General features: G+C 39.0%; 18 protein-coding genes and 4 tRNA genes. 15 read left to right on the plus strand and 7 right to left on the minus strand.

Annotated features, from left to right (window positions below):
- The first annotated feature begins 152 nt into the window (after nucleotides 1–152).
- Complete coding sequence (locus BMW42_RS13405; RefSeq protein WP_092768525.1) at nucleotides 153–1,271, plus strand: CaiB/BaiF CoA transferase family protein; 1,119 nt, start codon at nucleotides 153–155, stop codon at nucleotides 1,269–1,271.
- 131 nt (nucleotides 1,272–1,402) lie between these two features.
- Nucleotides 1,403–2,398: a DUF2804 domain-containing protein gene (locus BMW42_RS13410; RefSeq protein WP_092768527.1), complete on the plus strand. Its 996-nt coding sequence runs from the start codon at nucleotides 1,403–1,405 to the stop codon at nucleotides 2,396–2,398.
- A 53-nt stretch (nucleotides 2,399–2,451) separates the two neighbouring features.
- On the opposite strand, the gene BMW42_RS13415 is transcribed toward BMW42_RS13410, so the two are convergent.
- Nucleotides 2,452–3,321 (minus strand): metal-dependent hydrolase, encoded by an 870-nt coding sequence (locus BMW42_RS13415; protein WP_092768529.1) that lies wholly within the window; start codon nucleotides 3,319–3,321, stop codon nucleotides 2,452–2,454.
- Nucleotides 3,322–3,478: 157 nt separating this feature from the next.
- Nucleotides 3,479–4,354, minus strand: a complete 876-nt coding sequence (locus BMW42_RS13420) for a metal-dependent hydrolase (RefSeq protein WP_035267930.1) — start codon at nucleotides 4,352–4,354, stop codon at nucleotides 3,479–3,481.
- Between the two features lie 141 nt (nucleotides 4,355–4,495).
- Between BMW42_RS13420 and BMW42_RS13425 the strand changes: the two genes are divergently transcribed.
- Complete coding sequence (locus tag BMW42_RS13425) at nucleotides 4,496–5,551, plus strand: AraC family transcriptional regulator (protein WP_035267928.1); 1,056 nt, start codon at nucleotides 4,496–4,498, stop codon at nucleotides 5,549–5,551.
- A 62-nt stretch (nucleotides 5,552–5,613) separates the two neighbouring features.
- Here BMW42_RS13425 and BMW42_RS13430 read toward each other — a convergent pair whose 3' ends face one another.
- Complete coding sequence (locus BMW42_RS13430; RefSeq protein WP_035267927.1) at nucleotides 5,614–6,951, minus strand: Na+/H+ antiporter NhaC family protein; 1,338 nt, start codon at nucleotides 6,949–6,951, stop codon at nucleotides 5,614–5,616.
- A gap of 351 nt (nucleotides 6,952–7,302) precedes the next feature.
- Between BMW42_RS13430 and trpA the strand changes: the two genes are divergently transcribed.
- The 4 genes from trpA to BMW42_RS13450 are packed head-to-tail and all read left to right on the plus strand — an operon-like array spanning nucleotide 7,303 to nucleotide 11,234.
- Nucleotides 7,303–8,106, plus strand: coding sequence for a tryptophan synthase subunit alpha (gene trpA, locus BMW42_RS13435; RefSeq protein ID WP_035267926.1), 804 nt, complete (start codon nucleotides 7,303–7,305; stop codon nucleotides 8,104–8,106).
- A complete protein-coding gene (accD, locus tag BMW42_RS13440) occupies nucleotides 8,103–8,999 on the plus strand; it encodes an acetyl-CoA carboxylase, carboxyltransferase subunit beta (protein ID WP_035267924.1) in 897 nt (298 codons plus the stop codon). The genes trpA and accD overlap by 4 nt, the downstream gene beginning before the upstream one ends.
- Nucleotides 8,996–10,285, plus strand: coding sequence for a bifunctional tetrahydrofolate synthase/dihydrofolate synthase (gene folC, locus BMW42_RS13445; RefSeq protein WP_092768531.1), 1,290 nt, complete (start codon nucleotides 8,996–8,998; stop codon nucleotides 10,283–10,285). The genes accD and folC overlap by 4 nt, the downstream gene beginning before the upstream one ends.
- Nucleotides 10,272–11,234 (plus strand): SPOR domain-containing protein, encoded by a 963-nt coding sequence (locus BMW42_RS13450; RefSeq protein WP_171260737.1) that lies wholly within the window; start codon nucleotides 10,272–10,274, stop codon nucleotides 11,232–11,234. Before folC ends, BMW42_RS13450 begins: the two co-directional genes overlap by 14 nt.
- 142 nt (nucleotides 11,235–11,376) lie before the next feature.
- Here the strand turns inward: BMW42_RS13450 and BMW42_RS13455 are convergent, their stop codons facing one another.
- Nucleotides 11,377–12,018 (minus strand): peroxiredoxin, encoded by a 642-nt coding sequence (locus BMW42_RS13455; RefSeq protein ID WP_092768535.1) that lies wholly within the window; start codon nucleotides 12,016–12,018, stop codon nucleotides 11,377–11,379.
- A 330-nt stretch (nucleotides 12,019–12,348) separates the two neighbouring features.
- Between BMW42_RS13455 and secA the strand changes: the two genes are divergently transcribed.
- From secA to BMW42_RS13495, 8 genes are all read left to right on the plus strand, one after another.
- Nucleotides 12,349–15,063 (plus strand): preprotein translocase subunit SecA, encoded by a 2,715-nt coding sequence (gene secA / locus BMW42_RS13460; RefSeq protein WP_092768537.1) that lies wholly within the window; start codon nucleotides 12,349–12,351, stop codon nucleotides 15,061–15,063.
- Between the two features lie 134 nt (nucleotides 15,064–15,197).
- The gene (locus BMW42_RS13465) at nucleotides 15,198–15,548 is read left to right on the plus strand and encodes a hypothetical protein (RefSeq protein ID WP_092768561.1); all 351 of its coding nucleotides are present in this window, start codon (nucleotides 15,198–15,200) and stop codon (nucleotides 15,546–15,548) included.
- Nucleotides 15,549–15,717: 169 nt separating this feature from the next.
- Complete coding sequence (argJ, locus tag BMW42_RS13470; protein ID WP_092768540.1) at nucleotides 15,718–16,938, plus strand: bifunctional glutamate N-acetyltransferase/amino-acid acetyltransferase ArgJ; 1,221 nt, start codon at nucleotides 15,718–15,720, stop codon at nucleotides 16,936–16,938.
- 112 nt (nucleotides 16,939–17,050) lie between these two features.
- A complete protein-coding gene (gene nadA / locus BMW42_RS13475) occupies nucleotides 17,051–18,118 on the plus strand; it encodes a quinolinate synthase NadA (RefSeq protein ID WP_092768543.1) in 1,068 nt (355 codons plus the stop codon).
- A 156-nt stretch (nucleotides 18,119–18,274) separates the two neighbouring features.
- Nucleotides 18,275–18,351: transfer RNA gene (locus BMW42_RS13480), tRNA-Pro, on the plus strand.
- Between the two features lie 47 nt (nucleotides 18,352–18,398).
- Nucleotides 18,399–18,475 (plus strand) — tRNA-Arg (locus BMW42_RS13485).
- Nucleotides 18,476–18,512: 37 nt separating this feature from the next.
- Nucleotides 18,513–18,588 (plus strand) — tRNA-His (locus BMW42_RS13490).
- Between the two features lie 17 nt (nucleotides 18,589–18,605).
- Nucleotides 18,606–18,682 (plus strand) — tRNA-Pro (locus BMW42_RS13495).
- A gap of 110 nt (nucleotides 18,683–18,792) precedes the next feature.
- Here the strand turns inward: BMW42_RS13495 and BMW42_RS13500 are convergent.
- The 3 genes from BMW42_RS13500 to BMW42_RS13510 are packed head-to-tail and all read right to left on the minus strand — an operon-like array spanning nucleotide 18,793 to nucleotide 21,023.
- Nucleotides 18,793–19,272, minus strand: coding sequence for an OmpA family protein (locus tag BMW42_RS13500; RefSeq protein ID WP_035267906.1), 480 nt, complete (start codon nucleotides 19,270–19,272; stop codon nucleotides 18,793–18,795).
- Between the two features lie 24 nt (nucleotides 19,273–19,296).
- Nucleotides 19,297–20,514: a diguanylate cyclase domain-containing protein gene (locus BMW42_RS13505; protein WP_092768546.1), complete on the minus strand. Its 1,218-nt coding sequence runs from the start codon at nucleotides 20,512–20,514 to the stop codon at nucleotides 19,297–19,299.
- Nucleotides 20,515–20,519: 5 nt separating this feature from the next.
- Complete coding sequence (locus tag BMW42_RS13510) at nucleotides 20,520–21,023, minus strand: YfiR family protein (RefSeq protein WP_092768549.1); 504 nt, start codon at nucleotides 21,021–21,023, stop codon at nucleotides 20,520–20,522.
- Nucleotides 21,024–21,541 lie beyond the last annotated feature (518 nt).

Below are 21,541 nucleotides of genomic sequence, written 5' to 3' on the forward strand. Positions count from 1 at the left end.
TAATTTAATTGGCAATTATCACTAGAGTAATTGCTCTTTTACATCATAAATTGCCGAAATGATCAAGGTAAATGGCTGAACATGACATTGTTAATCTTGTTTTATATTTCTATTATGGGTGAAAAATCAACATATTCTTGGTGAAAATAACAATGACAGCTGCATTAAAGGGATTGAAAGTTTTAGATTTTTCCACATTATTACCCGGACCCTTTGCGACCTTGTACTTAGCAGATCTAGGGGCAGAGGTGGTCCATATAGAGTCACCAAATCGACCAGACCTGGTCAGAATGTTGCCACCTTATGCAAATGGTCAAGCCACGGCGCACAGTTATTTGAATCGCAACAAGCAGTCGATTGCTCTAGATTTAAAAGATAGTCAGAGTATTGAACTCATTAAATCAAAAATTTCAGAATACGATATCGTCATTGAGCAGTTCCGTCCTGAAGTGATGCGACGTTTAGGACTCGACTATCAAACTTTATCTGAAATAAACCCACGTTTGATTTATTGTTCAATAACAGGATATGGGCAAACAGGTCCTTATAAAGATAAAGCGGGACATGACATTAATTATGTATCGCTCTCAGGGATTGCTGGGCATTCAGGTCGGCAGGAAAGTGGACCACCACCAATGGGGATTCAAATAGCTGATGTCGCAGGCGGTTCTTTACACGCAGTGATCGGCATTTTAACAGCCGTGATTGAAAGGCAACGAAGCGGTTTAGGTCAATATATTGATATCTCCATGACGGATTGTGCGGTGACCTTAAACAATATGGCCGCGGCAGCTGTACTTGCAGGTGGGCAGAATCAGTACCCTGAAAATGAACATCTGAACGGGGGAACATTTTATGACTATTATCAAACGCAAGACGGGCGCTATCTCTCAATTGGGAGTCTAGAACCTCAATTTATGACAGGTCTGGCAACTGTATTAGAACTGCCTATCTTATTGGAAAAAGGAACTTCATTTGATGTTGAAGATCGAAAAGCAGTCAAGACTGCCATCGCTGATAAAATCAAGGAAAAAAGTTTTGATGTATGGCGTAAAACATTTTCTGAATTAGACGTATGTGTAGAACCTGTGTTAAATCTAGACGAAGCTCTGACGTCAGATTTGGCTCAACAACGTGCTTGGACAGTAGATGTACCTCTAAGGAAAGATGCAAATGAGGTAGAAAAACAGTTGGCTTGTCCAATTAAATTTTCAAGATCCAAGGCACAATATCATTATATCGGCCAAACACTGGGTGAAGGGAACTGGTAGTCAAAGTATTGAATATATAAGAAAAAAGAGGCGGTCTGTATCGGTTCTTTAATCTATGCTGTCACACAGTAAATGAAATACTTTAGACTAAAGTCTATAATTGTCATGGAATGAAATTAGGCTGAGTCCCAATGGATTTAATTCAAGTAAATGGTCAACCGCGCTATGGGCGTTTTACAGAATTGCCAAGCGCAATTTCTGTTTCAAAATATATTTATAAAACGCCATATGGCAAAGTGCTCAAAGGGTGGAGAAAAAAACTTAAATATAAGAAATTTAAGTTTTGTAGTATCCAACATGAGCAATACAGCATTGGGATGGCTATCGTCGATATCGCTTGGGCGGGACATGGTTTCATCTATATCTATGACCATAACACCGGACAAGTCGTCGAGTGGAATGCGATTAATGTATTGGCACACAGTACGGTTCTAGATGAACAGCCACTATTTAATCATAGCCATTTTCAACATGGAAAAATCCAACTCGATATCCAACATGCCAATGGTGTTCGTTATATCAAAGTGATCAAACATGGTGAAGAAAAACTGTCTGCACGAATCTTTTGTGCTGGAACAGATCCTTTGTCGATGTGCAGTCCTACTGGTATTAATGGTTGGACCTATACTCAGAAACTAACTACATTGGCCGTTGAAGGGTATTTCATTAATAAACAAAAAGAAAAAATTGAATTTAACTCACGAACTTTTGCTTCGCTTGATGATACTTGCGGTTTTTTAAGACCTGAAACGGCTTGGTTTTGGCTATCTTCTAATTTTTGGGATGCGCAAGGAAACCGTGTGGGTTTGAATCTTGCCTCTGGCGTGAATGAAAGCTTTGGCAATGAAAACTGTTTGTGGATTAATGGGCGCCTTTATGCGTTGACGGATGTTCTTTTTGAAATGCAAAATGATCAGATGTGGACCATACGATCTATGGATGACAAATTACAATTGACCATTGAAACAGGCTGGCGCCGTTATGAAAATCTTAATCTTAGAATGGTAGGCAGCCAGTTCAGTCAGTGGCAATCTAAAATTACGGGTTTTATTATTTCAGATGATGGTCAGCATATTGAGCTTAATCAAGAGTATGGACTATTAGAGCAACATTACGCTAAATGGTAATGGCGTCATAACAACAAAAAAGTCCGATTGATCGGACTTTTTTAAATTCTTTTTTATATCGCAGCTTGCCAAAAAGCTTCACCTGCTTGAATTGGATCTTGAGTTTCAGCGAGCGTATCAACCCAAACTTGGTATTGATGAATAATAGGGTGTTGGTTTGGGTGGAAATCAGGTTTAAACCAGTCTAAATATTCTCGTTTTTTTGCCGTTAAAATGCCATCTTTTCCAAGCAACCATTTCAAGCCTTGAGCAAACATTTTTAACCTTTCAATTCGAGTAAAGCCATCTTGTTTGAGAAGTCCATGTGTTCTTTGCATGGTAAATCCAAACATCATAAGCGTAACTAAAACCAAGGCGGTATAACGTGTAAGGTTTGAAGTCTGCGCTACCTCGGTCATGACATCATACGCTACATCGCGATGTTCCATTTCTTCAATACTATGCCAAGCAAATAAACCACGGACAAAAGGATGTGCATGGGCCATCGTACTTTTATGACTGAAAAAGGTCGTTGCCATTAAAGCGGTTAAGTGTTCGCATGAAGCGGTAATCGCAATATTAAAACGATCAGGATACCTTTTTAACGCATGTTTGAAACGTTGATTGACTTGATGAATATATTTTTCAATTGGCATACCTTGCTCAATTAAAATTTTATTCATTTTGTCATGGGCAATACCGTGTTGCGCTTCTTGTTGAATAAAGTCTTTCACACGTTTGGCTAAGACAGGATCTTTAATATGCGGTTGAAATAGTCGGACACACTGTATGAAATATCGTTCTCCATCTGGAAATGTCAAACTCAAAGCATCAAATACACGTGTTTTAAAAGGATCGTTGTTAAACCAAAATCGTGGTACTTCGTTGAGTCGGAAATCAAGGTGCTTACGAATCACTGGATGGTATGTGGTAATTGCATTCATTTTATTTTTATCACTTATGCAGAAAGAACAAGTATGTAAAAAAATCACATTAAGGTCATTATCTCTACAGGACAAAAGAAGAGAGAAGGAGATTAAAACTGTAAGTAATGTCGGCTAAATCATCCGAATAAAAATGATTTAGCCAGTAATAGAAATACTATCGAGCTGCTTGCCAGAATGCTTCACCAGCTTGAATTGGATCATTGGTCTCGGCTAATGTTTTTACCCATACATCATATTGGGCAATCACAGGATGTTGGCTTGGATGGAAGTCTTTTTTAAACCAATCTAGGTATGGACCTTTCATTCTCGTTAACATGCCATTTCGACCGATAAACCATGGAAGTCCTTTGACGGTCATTTTGAAACGGTCTAAACGACTAAATCCGTCATACTTCAACATGATATTGGCACGATAAGTTGTAAATCCAAGCATCATGAAAGTTGTAAATGCCAAAGCAAATTGTCGAGTAAGTTCTGGAACATCACCGACTTGTTTCATGACATCAAAAGCCACATCACGATGCTCCATCTCTTCGATAGCATGCCATGCTAAAAGCGCGCGCACATAGGGGTGAGCATCTTCAAGGGTTGCTTTTTGACTATAAAAAGTATCAGCCATTAATGCAGTTAAGTGTTCGGCTGCAGCAGTCATGGCAATATTATATTGAGGTGAACGACGTGTCAGTTCGAATTTAAAAATTTTGTTAAGAACCTTAATAAATTGATCGACAGGCATACCTTGATCTTTCATGACCTGATTCATCTTGTCATGCGCAATTCCATGCTGTGCTTCTTGTCGAATAAAATCTGCGACGCGTTTTTGTAATTCAGGGTCTTTGATTTTATCTCTAAATAATCGAACTGATTCAATGAAGTAGCGCTCTCCGTCTGGGAAAGTTAGACTCAATGCATCAAACATACGGGTTTTGAATGGATCTCCACCAAACCAAAAACGAGGAATTTCTGAGAGCTTGAAATTGAGATTCGTGCGTACGACAGGATCAACTTGATATTTTACCAATGCGTTCATCTTATTTTCATTCATCCGCTTTAGATCGTTTAAGTATGTATGGCATTGGTCTGATTGTTTTGACAGTACTTGCCATTTTTTATACATTTTACGACAAATGAAAATGAATAAAGTCAATTTTGCCTAAAGGAATAGTGCATCGTGAAAGATATTCAAATACCCAATGGATATTTCCATTTATGGCAAACATTTATTCAAGTGAAACAGCTCGATAAAGAGATAAAGACTGCATTAAATCAGGATGTTGATACGCTGAATAAGATTTTGGTAGCACCGATTGCCATGCAATCATCTTATTCTTTTTTCTTAAAACTTAACTCTCTCACGCAGGTTTATTTGAATCGCGCCAATTATATTTTTGAAATGGCTCAATATGTGAAACCTGAGCATTTTGGTGTGCTTGGATATATGGCGACACGAAGTGAGACGGTGGCGGAAGCACTGAACTATATTTTAAGATTTAGCCGCTTGGTGATTGATGGTGAAGAGATTACACCCATGCAGATTCACCAGAACGGTGAAATACTGATTTTAAGCTGGCCGTTTATTTGTGATGACTATAATTTTATCAATGAGCTGACGAATGCCATGATGGTTTCATTGGCAAAGCAAATATTAGTGCATGATACCTTTCCACTGTATAAAGTGATCATGGCGCATGAAGCTATCGCACCATTGTATGAATATCAAAAGTTCTATGGTTGTCAGGTAGAGTTCAGCCATGTTGAATATCAGTTTCAAATTCGCACGCAGGGGTTGCAGCTAAAACCCCAACAAGCAGATCCTTCACTTATGCAATTGTTGGTTCAACAAGCGGAAGAGGCGATTGCATCAAAACCCGTGCAATCGAGTCTTGATCGGCAACTCCACTTAATTATTGCTGAGTATTTGCGTATTCGTCACGAAGCGCCAAAGATTGAAGATATTGCGACAGAATTATGTTTGTCGGTGAGGACTTTGCAACGACAATTAAAAGATCGCGGAACATCATTTAAACGCATACTTGAGCAAGAGCGGATGTCACAATGTGAGCGCCTATTAAATCAGGGGCTAGAGTTAACTGATATCGCAGTGCAACTCGGTTACTCAGATCAGTCTGCGCTTGCTAGAGCATTTAAAATGTATAATGGAATAACGCTGTTGCAGTTTAAAAAACAACTTAAACAACGACCAACTCAACACCATAATCTAAGTTAGATTATGGAAATAAAAAAGGTAAGCATGTAGCTTACCTTTAAAGACTTCATTTTTATGCCAGTCTAAAATTGATTCATCTGTATTTTGGGATATCTAAAAGCAATGGAGAGTATAGCAATCACCGCTAAGATCCAGCAGTAATAAACGTTTTGGATCATTTCCATTGGCGATAATTTTGCAATTGAACACGCCAATAATAATTGTGCGCCAAACGGAATTAAGCCTTGAACAACACAAGAAAAAATATCCAACAAAGCAGCCGAGCGTTTTGGGTCAACACCATATTCTTTAGCAATTTCACGTGCCATATCGCCAGATAGAATAATGGCAACCGTATTATTCGCCACAAAGAAATTAGACAAGATCACCAGAAGGCAAATTCCGATTTCACCAGCTCTTTGCGTCCCCACTTTGAATAAACGCGTAAGTTGATAAATGCGTTGTATTAGCCACTCTAAGCCACCTTCTTTTCGCATAAGGGCAGAAATACCACCGAGTAACATTGAAAGCAATGCGACTTCAAACATGCCCAAAAAGCCATCGTAAATCGCATTATTTAATTTAAGTAGGTTAAAGTCAGGGGCTTGAATCAGACCGACGAGTCCAGACATAACAATGCCCAGCATAAGTACAGCCAACACATGTAATCGGCTAAAAGCCAAAGCAAATACGGCTAAATAAGGCAAAATCAGCCAAAAATTATAGTCATTGAAAGAAATTTGTTGCGTATCACGACTCATCACAAAATAAATCAAAATCGTGAAAAGCGCTGCTGGTACTGCAATCCATACATTGACTTTAAATTTATCCTTTAGTTCTACACGTTGGCTACGAGTTGCAGCGATAGTGGTATCTGAAATCATAGACAAGTTATCACCAAACATGGCTCCTCCAACCACAGCACCAATCGCAACAACAGGATTTATATCGGTGACTTGAGTGAAGCCAAATGCGATCGGCGCACAAGCAGCGATAGTACCCATCGAGGTTCCCATCGCGGTAGCAATAAATGCTGAAATAACAAAGAGCATTGGCAGGACAAAATCCGAAGGAATGAGAGATAAACCTAATTGTACTGTTGCATCCACACTACCAATGGCGCTACTAATACTGGCAAAAGCACCTGCCAGCATAAAGACCATAAACATTAAAATAAGATTAGGATGGCTTGCCCCACGGAGAAACTCATCTATACCTGTGTTTAATTTGCCACGATAAAGTAATACCGCAAGAATGAGGGCAGGGATAGCAGCAATGGGTGCTTTAATTTGGTAGAAGGCAAACTCAGTGCCAATCAGAGTGTGATAAATACCGCTGCCCAAAAAAATGGCTAAAAACACAATAAGCGGTAGAAGGGCAAGCGCTCGCGGAGAAGCTTTGCCTGGGGAGATTGTGGTCATAACATAAGAAATAAAAGAGTAAGCATGTATAGTATAGAACAGCTTTGGCTAATTCAGAAAAGTTAAAATGTAAGTGCTAAGCTATTTGTTTTTAAACATTTTTAATCAATAAACATAAGTTCATATAAATATTCATGATTTAGAAAAAACAGAAAAAATCGAGCTTTTTGATCATTGTTAAAAAAATCAAAACATTGATAAATATGCACTTGGAATACTTAACTGAAAAGAGTGTTTGGTGCTTTTCATCACACTCTGTTCAATGAGTAAAAAATAGCGTTACAATGGGCCGTCTTGTATTTTACAAAACCAACTCCTCAATTCTATACAATTCAAGGAAAGTACATCCCTATGTCACGTTTAGCCACACGATTTGCACAGCTTAAATCTCAACAGCGTAAGGCTCTAGTTTCTTATGTCATGGCAGGTGACCCTCATCCACACGTAACGGTTCCTTTGTTACATCAAATGGTGGAAGCAGGTGTGGATGTAATTGAACTTGGCTTACCATTTTCAGATCCAATGGCCGATGGTCCAGTGATTGCACTTGCGGCTGAGCGTGCATTGGCAGCCGGTACAAATACATTGGATGCATTGGAAATGGTCAAGCAATTCCGTGAAAAGGACACAGATACACCAGTGGTGTTGATGGGTTATTTGAATCCTGTAGAAGTCATTGGATATGAAAAATTTGTATCAACTGCTCATGACTGTGGTGTGGACGGTATTCTGTTGGTGGACTTACCACCTGAAGAAGCACAAGCGCTCGATGTTGTCTTGAAAAAGTTTGATATGGATCAGATCTTCTTGTTGGCGCCAACATCTACAGATCAACGTATTCAACATGTCGCTAATCAAGCGAGTGGTTTTATTTATTACGTGTCTTTGAAGGGTGTAACAGGTGCAGCGACTTTAGATGTGAATGAAGCTGCTCAACGCATCGAAAAAATTAAGTCGATGACGGATGTACCTGTTGGTGTAGGTTTTGGTATTAGTGATGCAGCCTCTGCAAAAGCAATCGGAAGCGCAGCGGATGCGGTCATTGTTGGTAGTGCTTTTGTTAAACCATTTGCACAGACAACTCCTGATCAAGCAGTTGAACAGGCGGTCAATAAAGTCAAGGAGCTTCGAGCAGCGCTCGATGAGTTAGTATGAATCAAGAAGTTAAATCAGGGAAAACTTTAGCACCTGCAACACCTTGGACAGATCGTTCAGTACCAGGTATTCAAATCCCTGATCAACAGCAATCGTTAAAAGCGACGTTTACTGAGCCTACGATTGAATGTCCAGAATGTCATGCTCTGGTGACTCGTACGGCGATGTCTTTCAATGCTTATGTTTGTCCTCAATGTGATGAGCATTTAAAAATGAAAGCACGTGACCGCTTAAATTGGTTCTTTGATCAAACCGCAAAAGAATTAGGTCAAGAGTTTGTTGCAAAAGACCCACTCAAGTTTGTGGATAGCAAAGCTTATCCTGTGCGTATGAAAGAAGCACAAGAGAAAACTGGCGAAACTGAAGCACTCGTGGTGATGGAAGGACAAATCAAAGGTTTATCTTTAATCGCTTGTGCATTTGAATTTGATTTCATGGGCGGTTCGATGGGTACTGTAGTTGGTGATCGATTTGTACAAGCAGCAGAGCGTGCGATTGAAACCAAACAGCCAATGATTTGTTTTGCTGCCTCTGGTGGTGCTCGTATGCAAGAAGGAATGTTATCTTTAATGCAAATGGCACGTACATCAGCTGCGATTCAAAAAATGAAAGATGCTCGTATTCCGTACATTGTTGTATTAACTCATCCAGTATATGGTGGTGTGACCGCATCTTTAGCCATGTTGGGTGATGTGCATATCGCTGAGCCTAAAGCAATGATTGGTTTCGCTGGTAAACGTGTCATTGAACAGACTGTACGCGAAAAGTTAGAAGAACCGTTTCAACGTGCTGAATTCTTGCTTGATCATGGTGTAGTCGATCAAATTGTTCATCGTCACGCATTACGTGATACAGTTTATCGTATCGTAGCGAAATTGATGAATTTGCCTTGAACCTCACTGCTCCACTCAGTACAGATAATTTACAAACATGGCTCGATTATTGGAGCCATGTTCACGTTACAGGAATTGATTTAGGGCTTGAACGCGTCATTCCTGTGGCTGAAAAATTGGGCGTTACACACCCACAAGCGAAAGTCATTACTGTCGCTGGTACGAATGGTAAGGGTTCAACAACCACAACCTTAGCTTCTATTCTGAATGCTCAAGGATATCAAGTCGGTTTGTATCAATCTCCGCATATCTATCGTTTCAATGAGCGTGTAAAACTCGCAGGTCAGGAAGTTTCAGATGAGCTTCTGATCGAAGCATTTGTTCAAGTTGATCAAGCACGACGTGAATGTGATTTAAGTTTATCTTTTTTTGAAGCAACAACCCTTGCAGCTTTTGTCATCTTCAAACAACAGAAATGTGATGTTTGGGTATTGGAAGTTGGACTTGGGGGACGTTTGGATGTTGTGAATGTCGTTAATCCAAATGTTGCGGTCATTACCAATATTGGATTGGATCACACAGATTGGCTGGGTGACACCATTGAAAAAATTGCTTTTGAGAAAGCGGGTATTATTCGTCCAGATATTCCAGTCATTTTTGGTGGGCAACAAATACTTCCAACATCAATTCAGGATAAAGTCATTGCATGTAATGCGACGCTGTCATGTCTAAATCAGGATTATTTTTATCAAGCAAATGGTGATGGTAAAACTTGGACATTTTCAAGTTCAGCACTGACCTTAAAATTACCATGTGGTCAGTTGGCCCTAGATAATGTTTCTACTGCCGTGGCTGCATTATTGGTCAGTGGATTGAAAATTTCTCAAACTGCACTAGAGCAGGGCATTATTCAAGCACATTTACCAGGTCGATTTGAAATAAGGGAAATCGCAGGAAAAACAGTGATTTTCGATGCGGGACATAATCCGCATGGTGTAGAATTTTTGTTAAAGCAATTGCGAAATTATTTAGAATACAATAAACAGTACACAGAAGTTATCGCTGTGTTTTCGATGTTAGCGGATAAAGATATAGATTCAGTCGTTAATTTATTGAAAAACACGGTATTTATGTGGAAAATTGCGCCGATGGATGTGCCTCGTGCAGCACCATTACAACAATTAGAGTCAGCGCTTCAAGGTGAGACAGTACAACAGTATTCAAATGTACAGGTCGCATTTAAATCAGCACTTGAAGAAACAAAAAATAATCAGCTGATTTTGGTGTGTGGTTCGTTTCATACCTTAGAGGCGGTCTGGGAGTATTTAGAGAATGTCAATGAATAACAAACAACGCTGGATGGGTGGTGTTGTTTTATTGGGTGGTGGTGTTTTATTGGCAGCATTACTTCTAAAAGGCAAAGAAGAGATCCACCAAAATAATGTTGAACAACCGGTTGAAGCTGTTCAACAAAAAAAGAATGAACTTGAAGCAGTACAACTTCAACCTCTCACAGTTGATGTGGAAACTGAAAAGCGTTTACTTGAAGAGCAACGACGTGCTCGTGAGAAAGCTGTGGCAGAGCAAGAGGCTCGTGCTGCTGAATATTTAAGAATGCAACAAGAGGCCGAAGCTGAAGCCGCACGTCGCGCTGCTGAAGAATATGCTGCAATGAATGCTCGTCGAAACGCTGCTCAGCAAAGTTCAGACAATATTCCTCCTGAATTGGTTGAGGATGAAGCTGAAAAGCAAAAGCGTTTGGCTGAAGAAAAACGCATAGCTGAACAGAAGCGTTTAGCTGAGCAAAAAGAACAACAGGCGAAATCCTCAGAAGAACAAAAGCGTAAAGCCGAAGCAGAAAAACGTGCAGCTGAAAAGAAAGCAGCAGAGCAAAAAGCTGCTGAGGAAAAACGTAAAGCAGAAGAGGCGAAGAAGAAAGCTGAAGCTGATAAAAAAGCTGCAGAAGAGAAAAAACGCAAAGCTGCTGAAGAAGCGAAGAAAAAAGCTGAGGCAGAAAAAGCTCGTGATCTGCTGGAAAATGGAGATCGTCAATGGATGGTTCAAGTGGCATTGGCTGCGAATGAGGCGAATGCAGATGCGCTTGCGGCTAAGCTTCGTGCCAAAGGATATAAGGTAACGAAGAGTCCAACGTCGAAAGGTATTCGAATTATGGTTGGTCCATCTAAAGATCGTGATTCGGCAGATGCGTTACGTAAGAAAATTAACAGTGATGCAAGTTTAAATATGAAATCAGCATGGGTGATTGATTGGGTACCACTGGATAAGCGTCAATAGTTTCTTGCTTTGTTTTAGAAAAAAGGATTCAAACTATAATTTGAATCCTTTTTTAAATCAATATGTTAAAGAATATAAGCCATAATCAAAAAAAGCCTATCTGAGGATAGGCTGAACGCTGAAACTTAATGGCTCGTCAAAGTTAATCAAGATCAGGTTGAGGTGTTAGACGTAAATAAGGTGTCACGGCTTTGTATCCTTTAGGGAAGCGTTGTTGAATCTCATTTTCGTCTTTAATGGAGGGAACAATCACAACATCTTCACCATGCTGCCAGTTTGCAGGGGTTGCCACTTTATAGTTATCTGTTAACTGTAATGAATCTATAACACGTAAAATTTCATGGAAATTGCGACCAGTTGACGCTGGATACGTAATAATCAAGCGTACTTTTTTATTTGGATCAATGATCACAAGAGATCGGACGGTTAGGGTCTCGCTGGCATTGGGATGGATGAAATCATATAAAGTCGAAACTTTACGATCCTGATCAGCAATGATTGGGAAATTTACCGTGGTAGATTGAGTTTCATTGATATCTTTAATCCAACCATGATGTGATTCAACATCATCTACAGAGAGAGCAATCGCTTTAACATTACGTTTTTCAAACTCGTCTTTTAGTTTTGCTGTAAAACCTAATTCCGTCGTACATACGGGAGTGTAGTCGGCAGGGTGTGAAAATAAAACTCCCCAATGATCTCCTAGAAAATCATAAAAATTAATTACTCCTTCACTTGATTGCTGTTCAAAGTCTGGAGTGGTGTCACCTAAACGTAATGCCATATATACCTCTATTCTTATCAAAACCTTAATGTGCTGAAATTAATATGGCGGAAACTATTTATAATTAAAAATAGTGTTTTTTTATTTGGTTATGAAAAAAACAGATTTGTTTCACTCTCTGGAGGCGAATAAACGTTCATAAATTTGAATTTGAACGATATATATTTCTGATCAAATTTGCTACATTAACTCGCCGTTGCTCATGCGTCATGGAAAATAATCCAGAAATTTTTTGATTGCATTTGTTTAAAACCCTTGTACTTCAAATTTCTAGCACCATAATAACGTTTGAGAAAAATCATTTTGATAAGTAAGTTTTAGAGAGTCTATATGTTGGCAAGTCTGATCGGAGGAATCTTCGGTACTAAAAACGAGCGCGAATTGAAGCGTATGCGTAAAATTGTCGAGAAGATCAATGCGCTCGAGCCGACGATATCTGTGTTAAGTGATGCAGACTTATCTGCAAAAACAGAAGAATTCAAACAACGTTATAAAAACGGCGAAAGTCTTGATCGCTTGTTACCAGAAGCTTTCGCGGTATGTCGTGAAGCTGGTAAGCGTATTATGGGTATGCGTCATTATGACGTACAGTTGATTGGTGGTATTACCCTACATGAAGGTAAAATTGCAGAAATGCGTACAGGTGAAGGTAAAACCCTAATGGGTACTTTGGCTGTATATTTAAATGCAATTAGTGAACAAGGTGTTCACGTTATTACTGTCAATGATTATCTGGCGCAACGTGATGCTGAGTTAAACCGTCCACTTTATGAATTTTTGGGATTATCTGTTGGGGTGATTTACTCCATGCAGAATCCTGTCGAAAAAGCAGAAGCTTATCGAGCAGACATTACCTACGGTACAAACAACGAATTTGGTTTCGACTATCTTCGTGACAATATGGTGTTCTCATTAGCCGAGAAAAAACAACGTGGTCTTGCCTATGCGATTATCGATGAGGTTGACTCAATCTTAATTGACGAAGCACGTACTCCACTTATTATTTCGGGTCAAAGCGAAGATTCCTCACAACTTTACGCGGCAATGAATGCGATTCCGCCAAAGTTACATGCTCAAAAAGAAGAAAAAGTTGCAGATGGTGGACACTTCTGGATCGATGAAAAACAACGTTCAGTCGAAATTACAGAAGCTGGTTTTGAAGCCATTGAAAGTGAACTTATTGCGATGGGTTTATTGGCAGAGGGTGAAAGTCTATATTCTGCAGCCAACTTAAATCTTGTTCATCATGTCACAGCTTCTATTCGTGCACATTACTTGTATCATCGTAACGTGCATTATATCGTCCATGACGGTGAAGTGATTATTGTCGATGAAAATACAGGTCGTACGATGCCTGGTCGTCGTTGGTCTGAAGGTTTGCATCAAGCGGTAGAAGCAAAAGAAGGTTTAGAGATTCAACCTGAAAACCAAACGCTTGCAACGACCACATTCCAAAACTATTTCCGTTTATACCGTAAACTTTCAGGTATGACAGGTACAGCAGATACTGAAGCTGCTGAAATGAAAGAAATTTATGGCTTAGATGTGGTGTTGATTCCAACCCATCGTCCAATGATTCGTAAAGATCTGAATGACTTAATTTATTTGAATCGTAATGGTAAATACAATGCGATTATTGAAGAAATTAAGAAAATTCATGAAGCTGGTGTTGCACCGATTTTGATTGGTACGGCAACAATTGAAGCTTCTGAAATCTTATCGGATAAACTGAAAGAAGCGGGTATCGCACACGAAGTGCTGAATGCCAAACAGCATGAGCGTGAAGCGGATATTATTGCACAAGCTGGCTCTCCACGTGCCGTGACTATTGCGACCAACATGGCAGGGCGTGGTACGGATATCTTGCTCGGTGGTAACTGGAAAGCGAAACTGGCGAAAATTGAAAATCCAACTCCTGAAGATGAAGCACGTTTAAAAGCAGAATGGGAACAAAATAACCAACTGGTGCTGAATTCTGGTGGTTTACACATTATTGGTTCTGAACGTCATGAATCTCGTCGTATTGATAACCAATTACGTGGTCGTTCAGGTCGTCAAGGTGATCCAGGTGTTTCGCGTTTCTTCTTATCGTTAGAAGATGATTTGATGCGTATCTTTGCAGGTGATCGTGTCGTCGCAATGATGCGTGCAATGGGTCTGCAAGAAAATGAAGCCATTGAACATAAAATGGTGTCTCGTTCGATTGAAAACGCCCAACGTAAGGTTGAAGCACGTAACTTCGATATTCGTAAGAACCTGTTGAAGTATGATGATGTAAATAATGAACAACGTAAAATTATATACTCACAGCGTGATGAAATTCTGGCAGAAAGTACATTGCAAGAATACATCGAGTCAATGCATGAAGAAGTGATGAAAGGGGTGATTGAAACGTATATCCCACCTGAATCAATTCATGATCAGTGGGATGTCCCAGGTCTTGAATCTGCATTACGCTCAGACTTTAATATTGATCTTCCTGTGCAGCAATGGTTGGATCAAGATCGTCGATTAGATGAAGAAGCATTAGCACGTCGTATTACTGATGAGGTTTTACAACGCTATCGTGCGCGTCGTGAACAAATGGGGGCTGAATCTGCAGCAGTGTTAGAACGAAACTTTATGTTAAGTTCTTTAGATCGCCACTGGAAAGATCATTTAGCAGCGATGGATTATTTACGTCAAGGTATTCATTTACGCGGTTATGCGCAAAAGAATCCTGAGCAGGAATATAAGAAAGAAGCATTTAATCTGTTTGTAAATATGTTAGCTGTCATTAAGTCTGATGTTGTGACAGATCTTTCATTGGTGCGATTACCAACGCCTGAAGAGCTGGCAGAAATGGAAGCACAGCAGCAAGCTCAAGCTGAAGCGATGCAACTTTCACTTTCTCATGCTGAAGTTGATGGTTTAACAGGTGAGCAAACAGTTAATACTCAAGAATTGGATCAGAATGAAGTTGAGATTACGCCACCTCAAAGCCGTAATGCACCTTGTCCATGTGGTTCTGGTTTAAAATACAAGCAGTGTCACGGTAAAATCTAAATTTCATGAAGCAGAACTTAGGTTCTGCTTTTTTTATTTTATTATAGTGCTTGGTCAGTTCATGTGAATAAGCATTGCCAATTTTCTCAGTTAATGCTATTTAATTTTGCATGATTGAATATATGGAAGCGACAATGAAAAAAATACTAAAACCGGCTTTATTTGCAGTTTTTGCTTTACCAGCTTTTGCATTTGCCAATACTGATACAAAAACTGTACCTCTAGCGAAAGTTCAAGCAGCTGCGGGTGTTACTCAAGCACAAACTGAAGTTAAAAATGACTCCACAACGGTGATAAGTCCACGCACTGGTATTCGTTATACACTTGGTAATACGGCTGGTCGACCAATTATTCTTCAAACAGCTGCAATAGCACCTGCAACACCAGCTACAGCAAATCGTATTGTTGCATCAAATCCAGCTCTTTCAAGTTCAAGTCAAGAAAAAGCAAAACAAGCTTTATTAGAACAAACTGTATCTAATTAATTTTAGAATTTCGTACTAAAGCCAGTCTTTGACTGGCTTTATTGTTTTTAGGGATCGAGATTTATTTCAAATCATTCATTTCAATCAACCCTCATGCCTTATTCACTCGATTTTTTTTCTAATTTCTAATAAGCTTAGCCATCATTTTTTTTAATTCGGACAATCAAAAATGGCGGTGGGTGACGTATCAATGCCACAAATGCATGTGGTAAAGGGTGTAAGAATTGGCTCAGCAGAAGCGTATGTACGTTACCCAAATCGACGTGACTTGGTTGTATTTGAGTTCGCACAAGGCACTCAAGTTGCAGGTGTATTTACCCAAAATGCTTTTTGCGCAGCGCCAGTACATATTTCAAAACTGCATTTGTCTCAAACAAATCCACGTTACCTTGTAATTAATACAGGCAATGCGAATGCAGGTACTGGTCCTAAAGGTATGAAAAATGCAAAGGACACTTGTGCTGAATTTGCCAAAATTGCTGGTGTAAATGAGAACGAGGTTTTGCCATTCTCAACAGGCGTAATTGGTGAACAATTACCCATGGAGCGTTTGATTGCTGGGTTAAAACCAGCATTTGAGAGTCTTGAAGATGATGTATGGCCTCAGGCAGCTTCAGGTATTATGACGACGGATACTTTGCCTAAGGGCGCTTCTGAACAATTTGAAATTGACGGGGTTGTTTATACAATGACGGGGATTTCAAAAGGTGCAGGAATGATCCGTCCTAATATGGCAACAATGTTGTCCTTCGTAGCGACAGACGCGCCTATTGCTCGTGAATTGGTTCAAAAACTATTAAAAACCACGGTTGAACAATCATTTAATCGCATCACGATTGATGGTGATACATCTACTAATGACTCTTGTATTTTTGCAGCAACTGGTCAAGCAGGTGGTGCTGAAATTACATCTGAAGAAGATGCTCGTTACTCTGTTGTTTTAGATGTACTTACACGTGTCATGAAGCGCTTGGCTCAGTTGATCGTTCGAGATGGTGAAGGTGCTACCAAATTTATAACTGTTTCAGTTGAAGGTGGTGCAAATACTCAAGAGTGTTGTGACATCGCTTACAGCATTGCACATTCACCTTTGGTAAAAACAGCGTTCTTTGCTTCTGACCCTAACTGGGGACGTATCTTGGCTGCAATTGGTTATGCTGGTGTCCCAGATTTAAATGTCGACAAAATCCAAGTATGGTTAGATGATGTCCAGATCTGTAAAGATGGTGGTGCAGCGGCAGATTACACAGAAGAGGCTGGTGCTAAAGTAATGAATCAATCAGAAATTACAATTCGCGTTGATTTGGGTCGTGGTTCTGCCAAAGATACGGTTTACACCTGTGATTTGTCATATGATTATGTCAAGATCAATGCAGATTATCGTTCTTAAATAAAAAGCCTCCCTGTTGAGGCTTTTTATTTATCAAATTTTAATGATTGGTCAAATCCAATCGGTGTGTAATTGCTTATATTGATAAGCGCTATGGATAGAGATGCAAATAATGAATGATGCAACCAATTTAATTGCAAATGATGCGAAAGCAATTGTTCAAGCTCATTTAGACCTGATTGGTGAATCTAACAATCAAGATTTAACACCAGAGTTAAAGCAGCAAAAATTTGCTGAGATCCAAGCTGAATTGGAAAAGCGTAATGCGGTATTGGTTGCTCATTATTATTGTGATCCAGTCGTACAGGAGCTTGCGGAGCTTACTGGTGGTTGTGTTTCAGATTCACTTGAAATGGCACGTTTTGGACGTGATCATGATGCGACAACACTCGTTGTGGCTGGTGTGAAGTTTATGGGTGAAACTTCTAAAATTTTATCACCTAACAAAACCATTTTAATGCCTACTTTAGAGGCAACTTGTTCACTCGATCTAGGTTGTCCTGTAGATGAGTTTAGCAAATTCTGTGATGCTCATCCTGATCATACTGTTGTGGTTTATGCAAATACCTCAGCTGCGGTAAAAGCACGTGCAGATTGGGTGGTGACATCAAGTTGTGCTGTCGAAATTGTTGAGCATTTAGATAGTTTAGGTGAAAAAATTATTTGGGCACCTGATCAGCATTTAGGACGTTACATTCAAAAGAAAACTGGAGCGGATATGTTGCTCTGGGATGGTTCTTGTATCGTACATGAAGAATTTAGAGCACGTGGCATCGCTCAGATGAAAGCCATCTATCCTGATGCTGCAGTTTTAGTCCATCCTGAATCACCAGAATCAGTTATTGATGTTGCTGATGCAGTAGGAAGTACTTCGCAATTGATTAAGGCTGCAAAAGAACTACCGCATGAAACAATGATTGTTGCGACCGATCGCGGTATTTTTTATAAGATGCAGCAAATGGTGCCGAATAAAACTTTGATTGAGGCTCCTACGGCAGGTGAGGGAGCGACTTGTCGTTCTTGTGCACACTGTCCATGGATGGCAATGAATGAATTGGATGGCATTTTGCATGTTTTACGACATGGTGATCAGGAAGTGCATGTTGATCCCGCTTTAGCAGAGCGCGCTAAATTACCATTAGATCGAATGTTAAACTTTAGTGCGTCATTAAAGCGTTAATATTAGTCAAAATGCTTGATAAATATACATTTGAAGTGTTTTTTTGATTTTTTTTGAAGATAGGTGTTGACGTTATCCAGCGTCACGCCTAGAATGCACACCGTACCGAACGATACATCAAACGATAAGTTGAACGGTACAAAAGCTGAGATGAATCGGAGTATAGCACAGCCTGGTAGTGCACCTGGTTTGGGACCAGGGGGTCGTAGGTTCGAATCCTACTGCTCCGACCAATTCTTCAAGGCAAAGGTTTTCCAATGATCTCGCAATCATGGGTAATGCGCCTGTAGCTCAGTTGGATAGAGCATCCGCCTTCTAAGCGGATGGTCACAGGTTCGAATCCTGTCAGGCGCGCCATTGGTCGCTTGATTTTATAGAACCAAATTTTGTGATGGTGGATGTAGCTCAGTTGGTAGAGCCCCGGATTGTGATTCCGGTTGTCGCGGGTTCGAATCCCGTCATTCACCCCAACACAAACCGATGTAATCGGAGTATAGCACAGCCTGGTAGTGCACCTGGTTTGGGACCAGGGGGTCGTAGGTTCGAATCCTACTGCTCCGACCATTTATTTCAATATAAATGGTCAGATAAAAGATACCGCGTTAAGCGGTTTTTTTATGTCTGATTTTTGCTGTTAAAAAAAGATCCTATCAGGATCTTTTTTTGTTGAGTGTTTAAGGCACGATAATAACAGCAACGCGTCTATTTTCTGCATGGGCAGCGTCAGTATTTGCAGTATTAATAGGTTGGGTTGAACCGCGACCAATGGTTTGGATATGAGCTGGGTTAAAACCCTCCTCAATAAAAATAGTGCTTACGCTTCGGGCACGGCTTTCAGAAAGTTTAAAATTATAATCTGGATTGCCAATAAGATCGGTATGACCGACGATACGGACTTTCTTTAAATTGTACTTTTGTAGTTGTGCTGCGAGATGTTGAATCTGTTCACGATTTTTTTTAGAGATTTCAGCCTGATCGAAATCGAAAAGAAGTCGTTCGGGTAGTCCCAAACTCCAACCTTCCTCTGTGAGTACGAAACCTTGTTGTTTTAACATTTTTACTTGTTTATAGCTTAAAGATCCCATACCCAAGCATGCACTTAATCCTATACAAAGAATGCTCATGATAAAAAGTTTGAAACTACGATTGAGCATAGGTATTAATCCTCAGTAAAAACTCTATTGTTGAAATATGTGCCAATGATGTTTTAGATTCTTCGCTTTGTACATCGCTTGGTCTGCTTGAGAAATTAAGTCCTCTGGGTTATGAGCTTCTTTAGCCAAAGCAATACCAAGACTAAAACTAAAATGAATTGATTGTCCGTTATATTTTAAGGGCTCATCAGAACATTTTATAAGATTTTCGGCGATCGAAATTAAGTGATCCACCTGACTGACAGGACTTAGGATAATTGCAAATTCATCACCGCTTAATCTTGCGACAAAATCATTTTGACGAGTGTTTTGTTTTAATCGTTTAGCCATCTCTTTCAACACTTCATCCCCTACTAAATGACCATATTGATCGTTAATAGACTTAAATTTATTGTTATCTATAAAAATCAAAACAGTATTTTCACGTTTATCAGGCTGATCGAAAAGGCTACACAAAACTTTATAAAAGTAATGTCGGTTTGGTAATTGTGTTAATTCATCATGTTGTACTTGATAATTAAGCTGAGTATTTTCAGACTGTAACTGATTGTGCCAAGATTGAATTTCTTCTAATAGTTGATTAAATACTGAGTTTAGATGATGAAATTCTTGAATATCATTTTTTGGAAAGCGGAGATTATATGCTTTTTGTTGACTCACTAATTGTGCTGTATGAATAATTGGTGATATAGAATTCATAATATGACGATAGGTTGCATTAACCGACCACCATAAGGCGAAAATCATAAAAAGCATACCTAAAATCAAGGCTAAGCAAATCTTGATAATGAATAAAATGATATCTTGAGAACTGCCGAATAGATGAAGCTCACCGACCAATTGTCCATTGTGGGTAACTTCAATTTGAATCGGCTTAGAAAAAAATAATCCATCAAACCAAGTTTGAAGTTCTGAATGGCGATCTATCAGTTTGCTGCTTTCAGTGATTTTAACTTTATTGCTATCCAATACTTGGATAAGGCGAATTGAGTGTTGTTGTGTGTACTCGTGTAAAATATTGTCTAAAGTGTATTTATCTTGGAAAACAAGAGCAGGTTGAATGCGTTCCGCAATTGTGCGACTCACTAAGGTTAAGTTTTGATTGGCGTATGATTTCACCGTAAAAATTGAAATCGTTGCAAAAATTAAAGTGCAGATCAAAAAAGTAATCGCAAAAATTAAAAACTGTGATCTTCTAAATAGTGATTGGAGTGAAGTTAATCCAAAAAATTTATCAATCATCTGAATTACTCCATGTTCTGTGCAAGAAGTAATACACGAGGATCAACGTGGATTTTGGTTTTTGCAAGACTGTCTAAATTGACTTTAAATTTTGTAATACCTGCTTTATTGCTATAGAGACAGAAAACACTTCCAACCTCGCAATCTTCATTATTTGTTGAAAATGAGAGAATTGATTTCTTTAGTGATTCTCCGATGAGCTTTTGTTCGACTGTTGGAGAAGATTTAGAAAAAAATATAACATCACAATTGGTCTTGTTTAATTCGTAATCATGAATATTTTGTGCTTTGATCTTTGAATTTTGCTTTAGAATTATTTGATTAAACTCTGCTAATGCCACAGTGTTATCAATTAGACATAAATCTGGTTGTGGAGATGAAATTTTGGCATAGCTCAAAATAGATAGAGTCATTTGATAAATGTTCTGGTTGGAATTGGCATGGCTAAAGCTGCACATCAAAAGCAGTAGGGAGATCAATACGGCTTTTTTGATTTTAAATATAGCCATTTAGTAACATAGTTCTAGTCAGTTAAATAATAGAGACTATTCTAATCTAATTTTAATAAAGTTAAAGTGTTCGATTTTTTATCAATATCATACTGAATGATGTGAATTTGATTATTAAATACCCACTCAATACTCATAATTTAAAAAAATACTAAAATATTTAAAAAAGAGGTTGCATTGGATATGAAATGCTGTAGAATGCACATCCATCGGCGGTGATGTTGATTAAAACTTGTTGAAAAACAAGGATTTAGCTGAATAGGTTGGATCTAAGTTTTGAGAATAAGTTAGAAAATAAATTAACATTTCTAGTTGACTTTCTGAAAAGAAAGGGTAATATAGCCGACCTAGCTTGATGCTGACGAAGCATTAAGAAGATCATTAAGAGATTATGAAGAACAACTTGTGTGGATTTTTACTGGTTGATTGATCGATATATATTATCATTGATTGATGGTAGAAATTTCTCGAAGTTTATTTGAGCAAATTTTTTGTCAGTAATTGATGAGCCAAGATTG

It is taken from the genome of Acinetobacter sp. DSM 11652, from assembly GCF_900109815.1.
Taxonomy (GTDB): Bacteria; Pseudomonadota; Gammaproteobacteria; order Pseudomonadales; family Moraxellaceae; genus Acinetobacter.

Coding starts and splice junctions, on each gene's coding strand:
- BMW42_RS13510 (WP_092768549.1), bottom strand. CDS start 21,023: ATGGCTATATTTAAAATCAAAAAAGCCGTATTGATCTCCCTACTGCTT.
- trpA (WP_035267926.1), top strand. CDS start 7,303: ATGTCACGTTTAGCCACACGATTTGCACAGCTTAAATCTCAACAGCGT.
- BMW42_RS13415 (WP_092768529.1), bottom strand. CDS start 3,321: ATGAATGCAATTACCACATACCATCCAGTGATTCGTAAGCACCTTGAT.
- accD (WP_035267924.1), top strand. CDS start 8,103: ATGAATCAAGAAGTTAAATCAGGGAAAACTTTAGCACCTGCAACACCT.
- argJ (WP_092768540.1), top strand. CDS start 15,718: ATGGCGGTGGGTGACGTATCAATGCCACAAATGCATGTGGTAAAGGGT.
- BMW42_RS13430 (WP_035267927.1), bottom strand. CDS start 6,951: ATGACCACAATCTCCCCAGGCAAAGCTTCTCCGCGAGCGCTTGCCCTT.
- BMW42_RS13410 (WP_092768527.1), top strand. CDS start 1,403: ATGGATTTAATTCAAGTAAATGGTCAACCGCGCTATGGGCGTTTTACA.
- BMW42_RS13500 (WP_035267906.1), bottom strand. CDS start 19,272: ATGCTCAATCGTAGTTTCAAACTTTTTATCATGAGCATTCTTTGTATA.
- BMW42_RS13455 (WP_092768535.1), bottom strand. CDS start 12,018: ATGGCATTACGTTTAGGTGACACCACTCCAGACTTTGAACAGCAATCA.
- secA (WP_092768537.1), top strand. CDS start 12,349: ATGTTGGCAAGTCTGATCGGAGGAATCTTCGGTACTAAAAACGAGCGC.
- BMW42_RS13405 (WP_092768525.1), top strand. CDS start 153: ATGACAGCTGCATTAAAGGGATTGAAAGTTTTAGATTTTTCCACATTA.
- BMW42_RS13465 (WP_092768561.1), top strand. CDS start 15,198: ATGAAAAAAATACTAAAACCGGCTTTATTTGCAGTTTTTGCTTTACCA.
- BMW42_RS13420 (WP_035267930.1), bottom strand. CDS start 4,354: ATGAACGCATTGGTAAAATATCAAGTTGATCCTGTCGTACGCACGAAT.
- BMW42_RS13505 (WP_092768546.1), bottom strand. CDS start 20,514: ATGATTGATAAATTTTTTGGATTAACTTCACTCCAATCACTATTTAGA.
- nadA (WP_092768543.1), top strand. CDS start 17,051: ATGAATGATGCAACCAATTTAATTGCAAATGATGCGAAAGCAATTGTT.
- BMW42_RS13450 (WP_171260737.1), top strand. CDS start 10,272: ATGTCAATGAATAACAAACAACGCTGGATGGGTGGTGTTGTTTTATTG.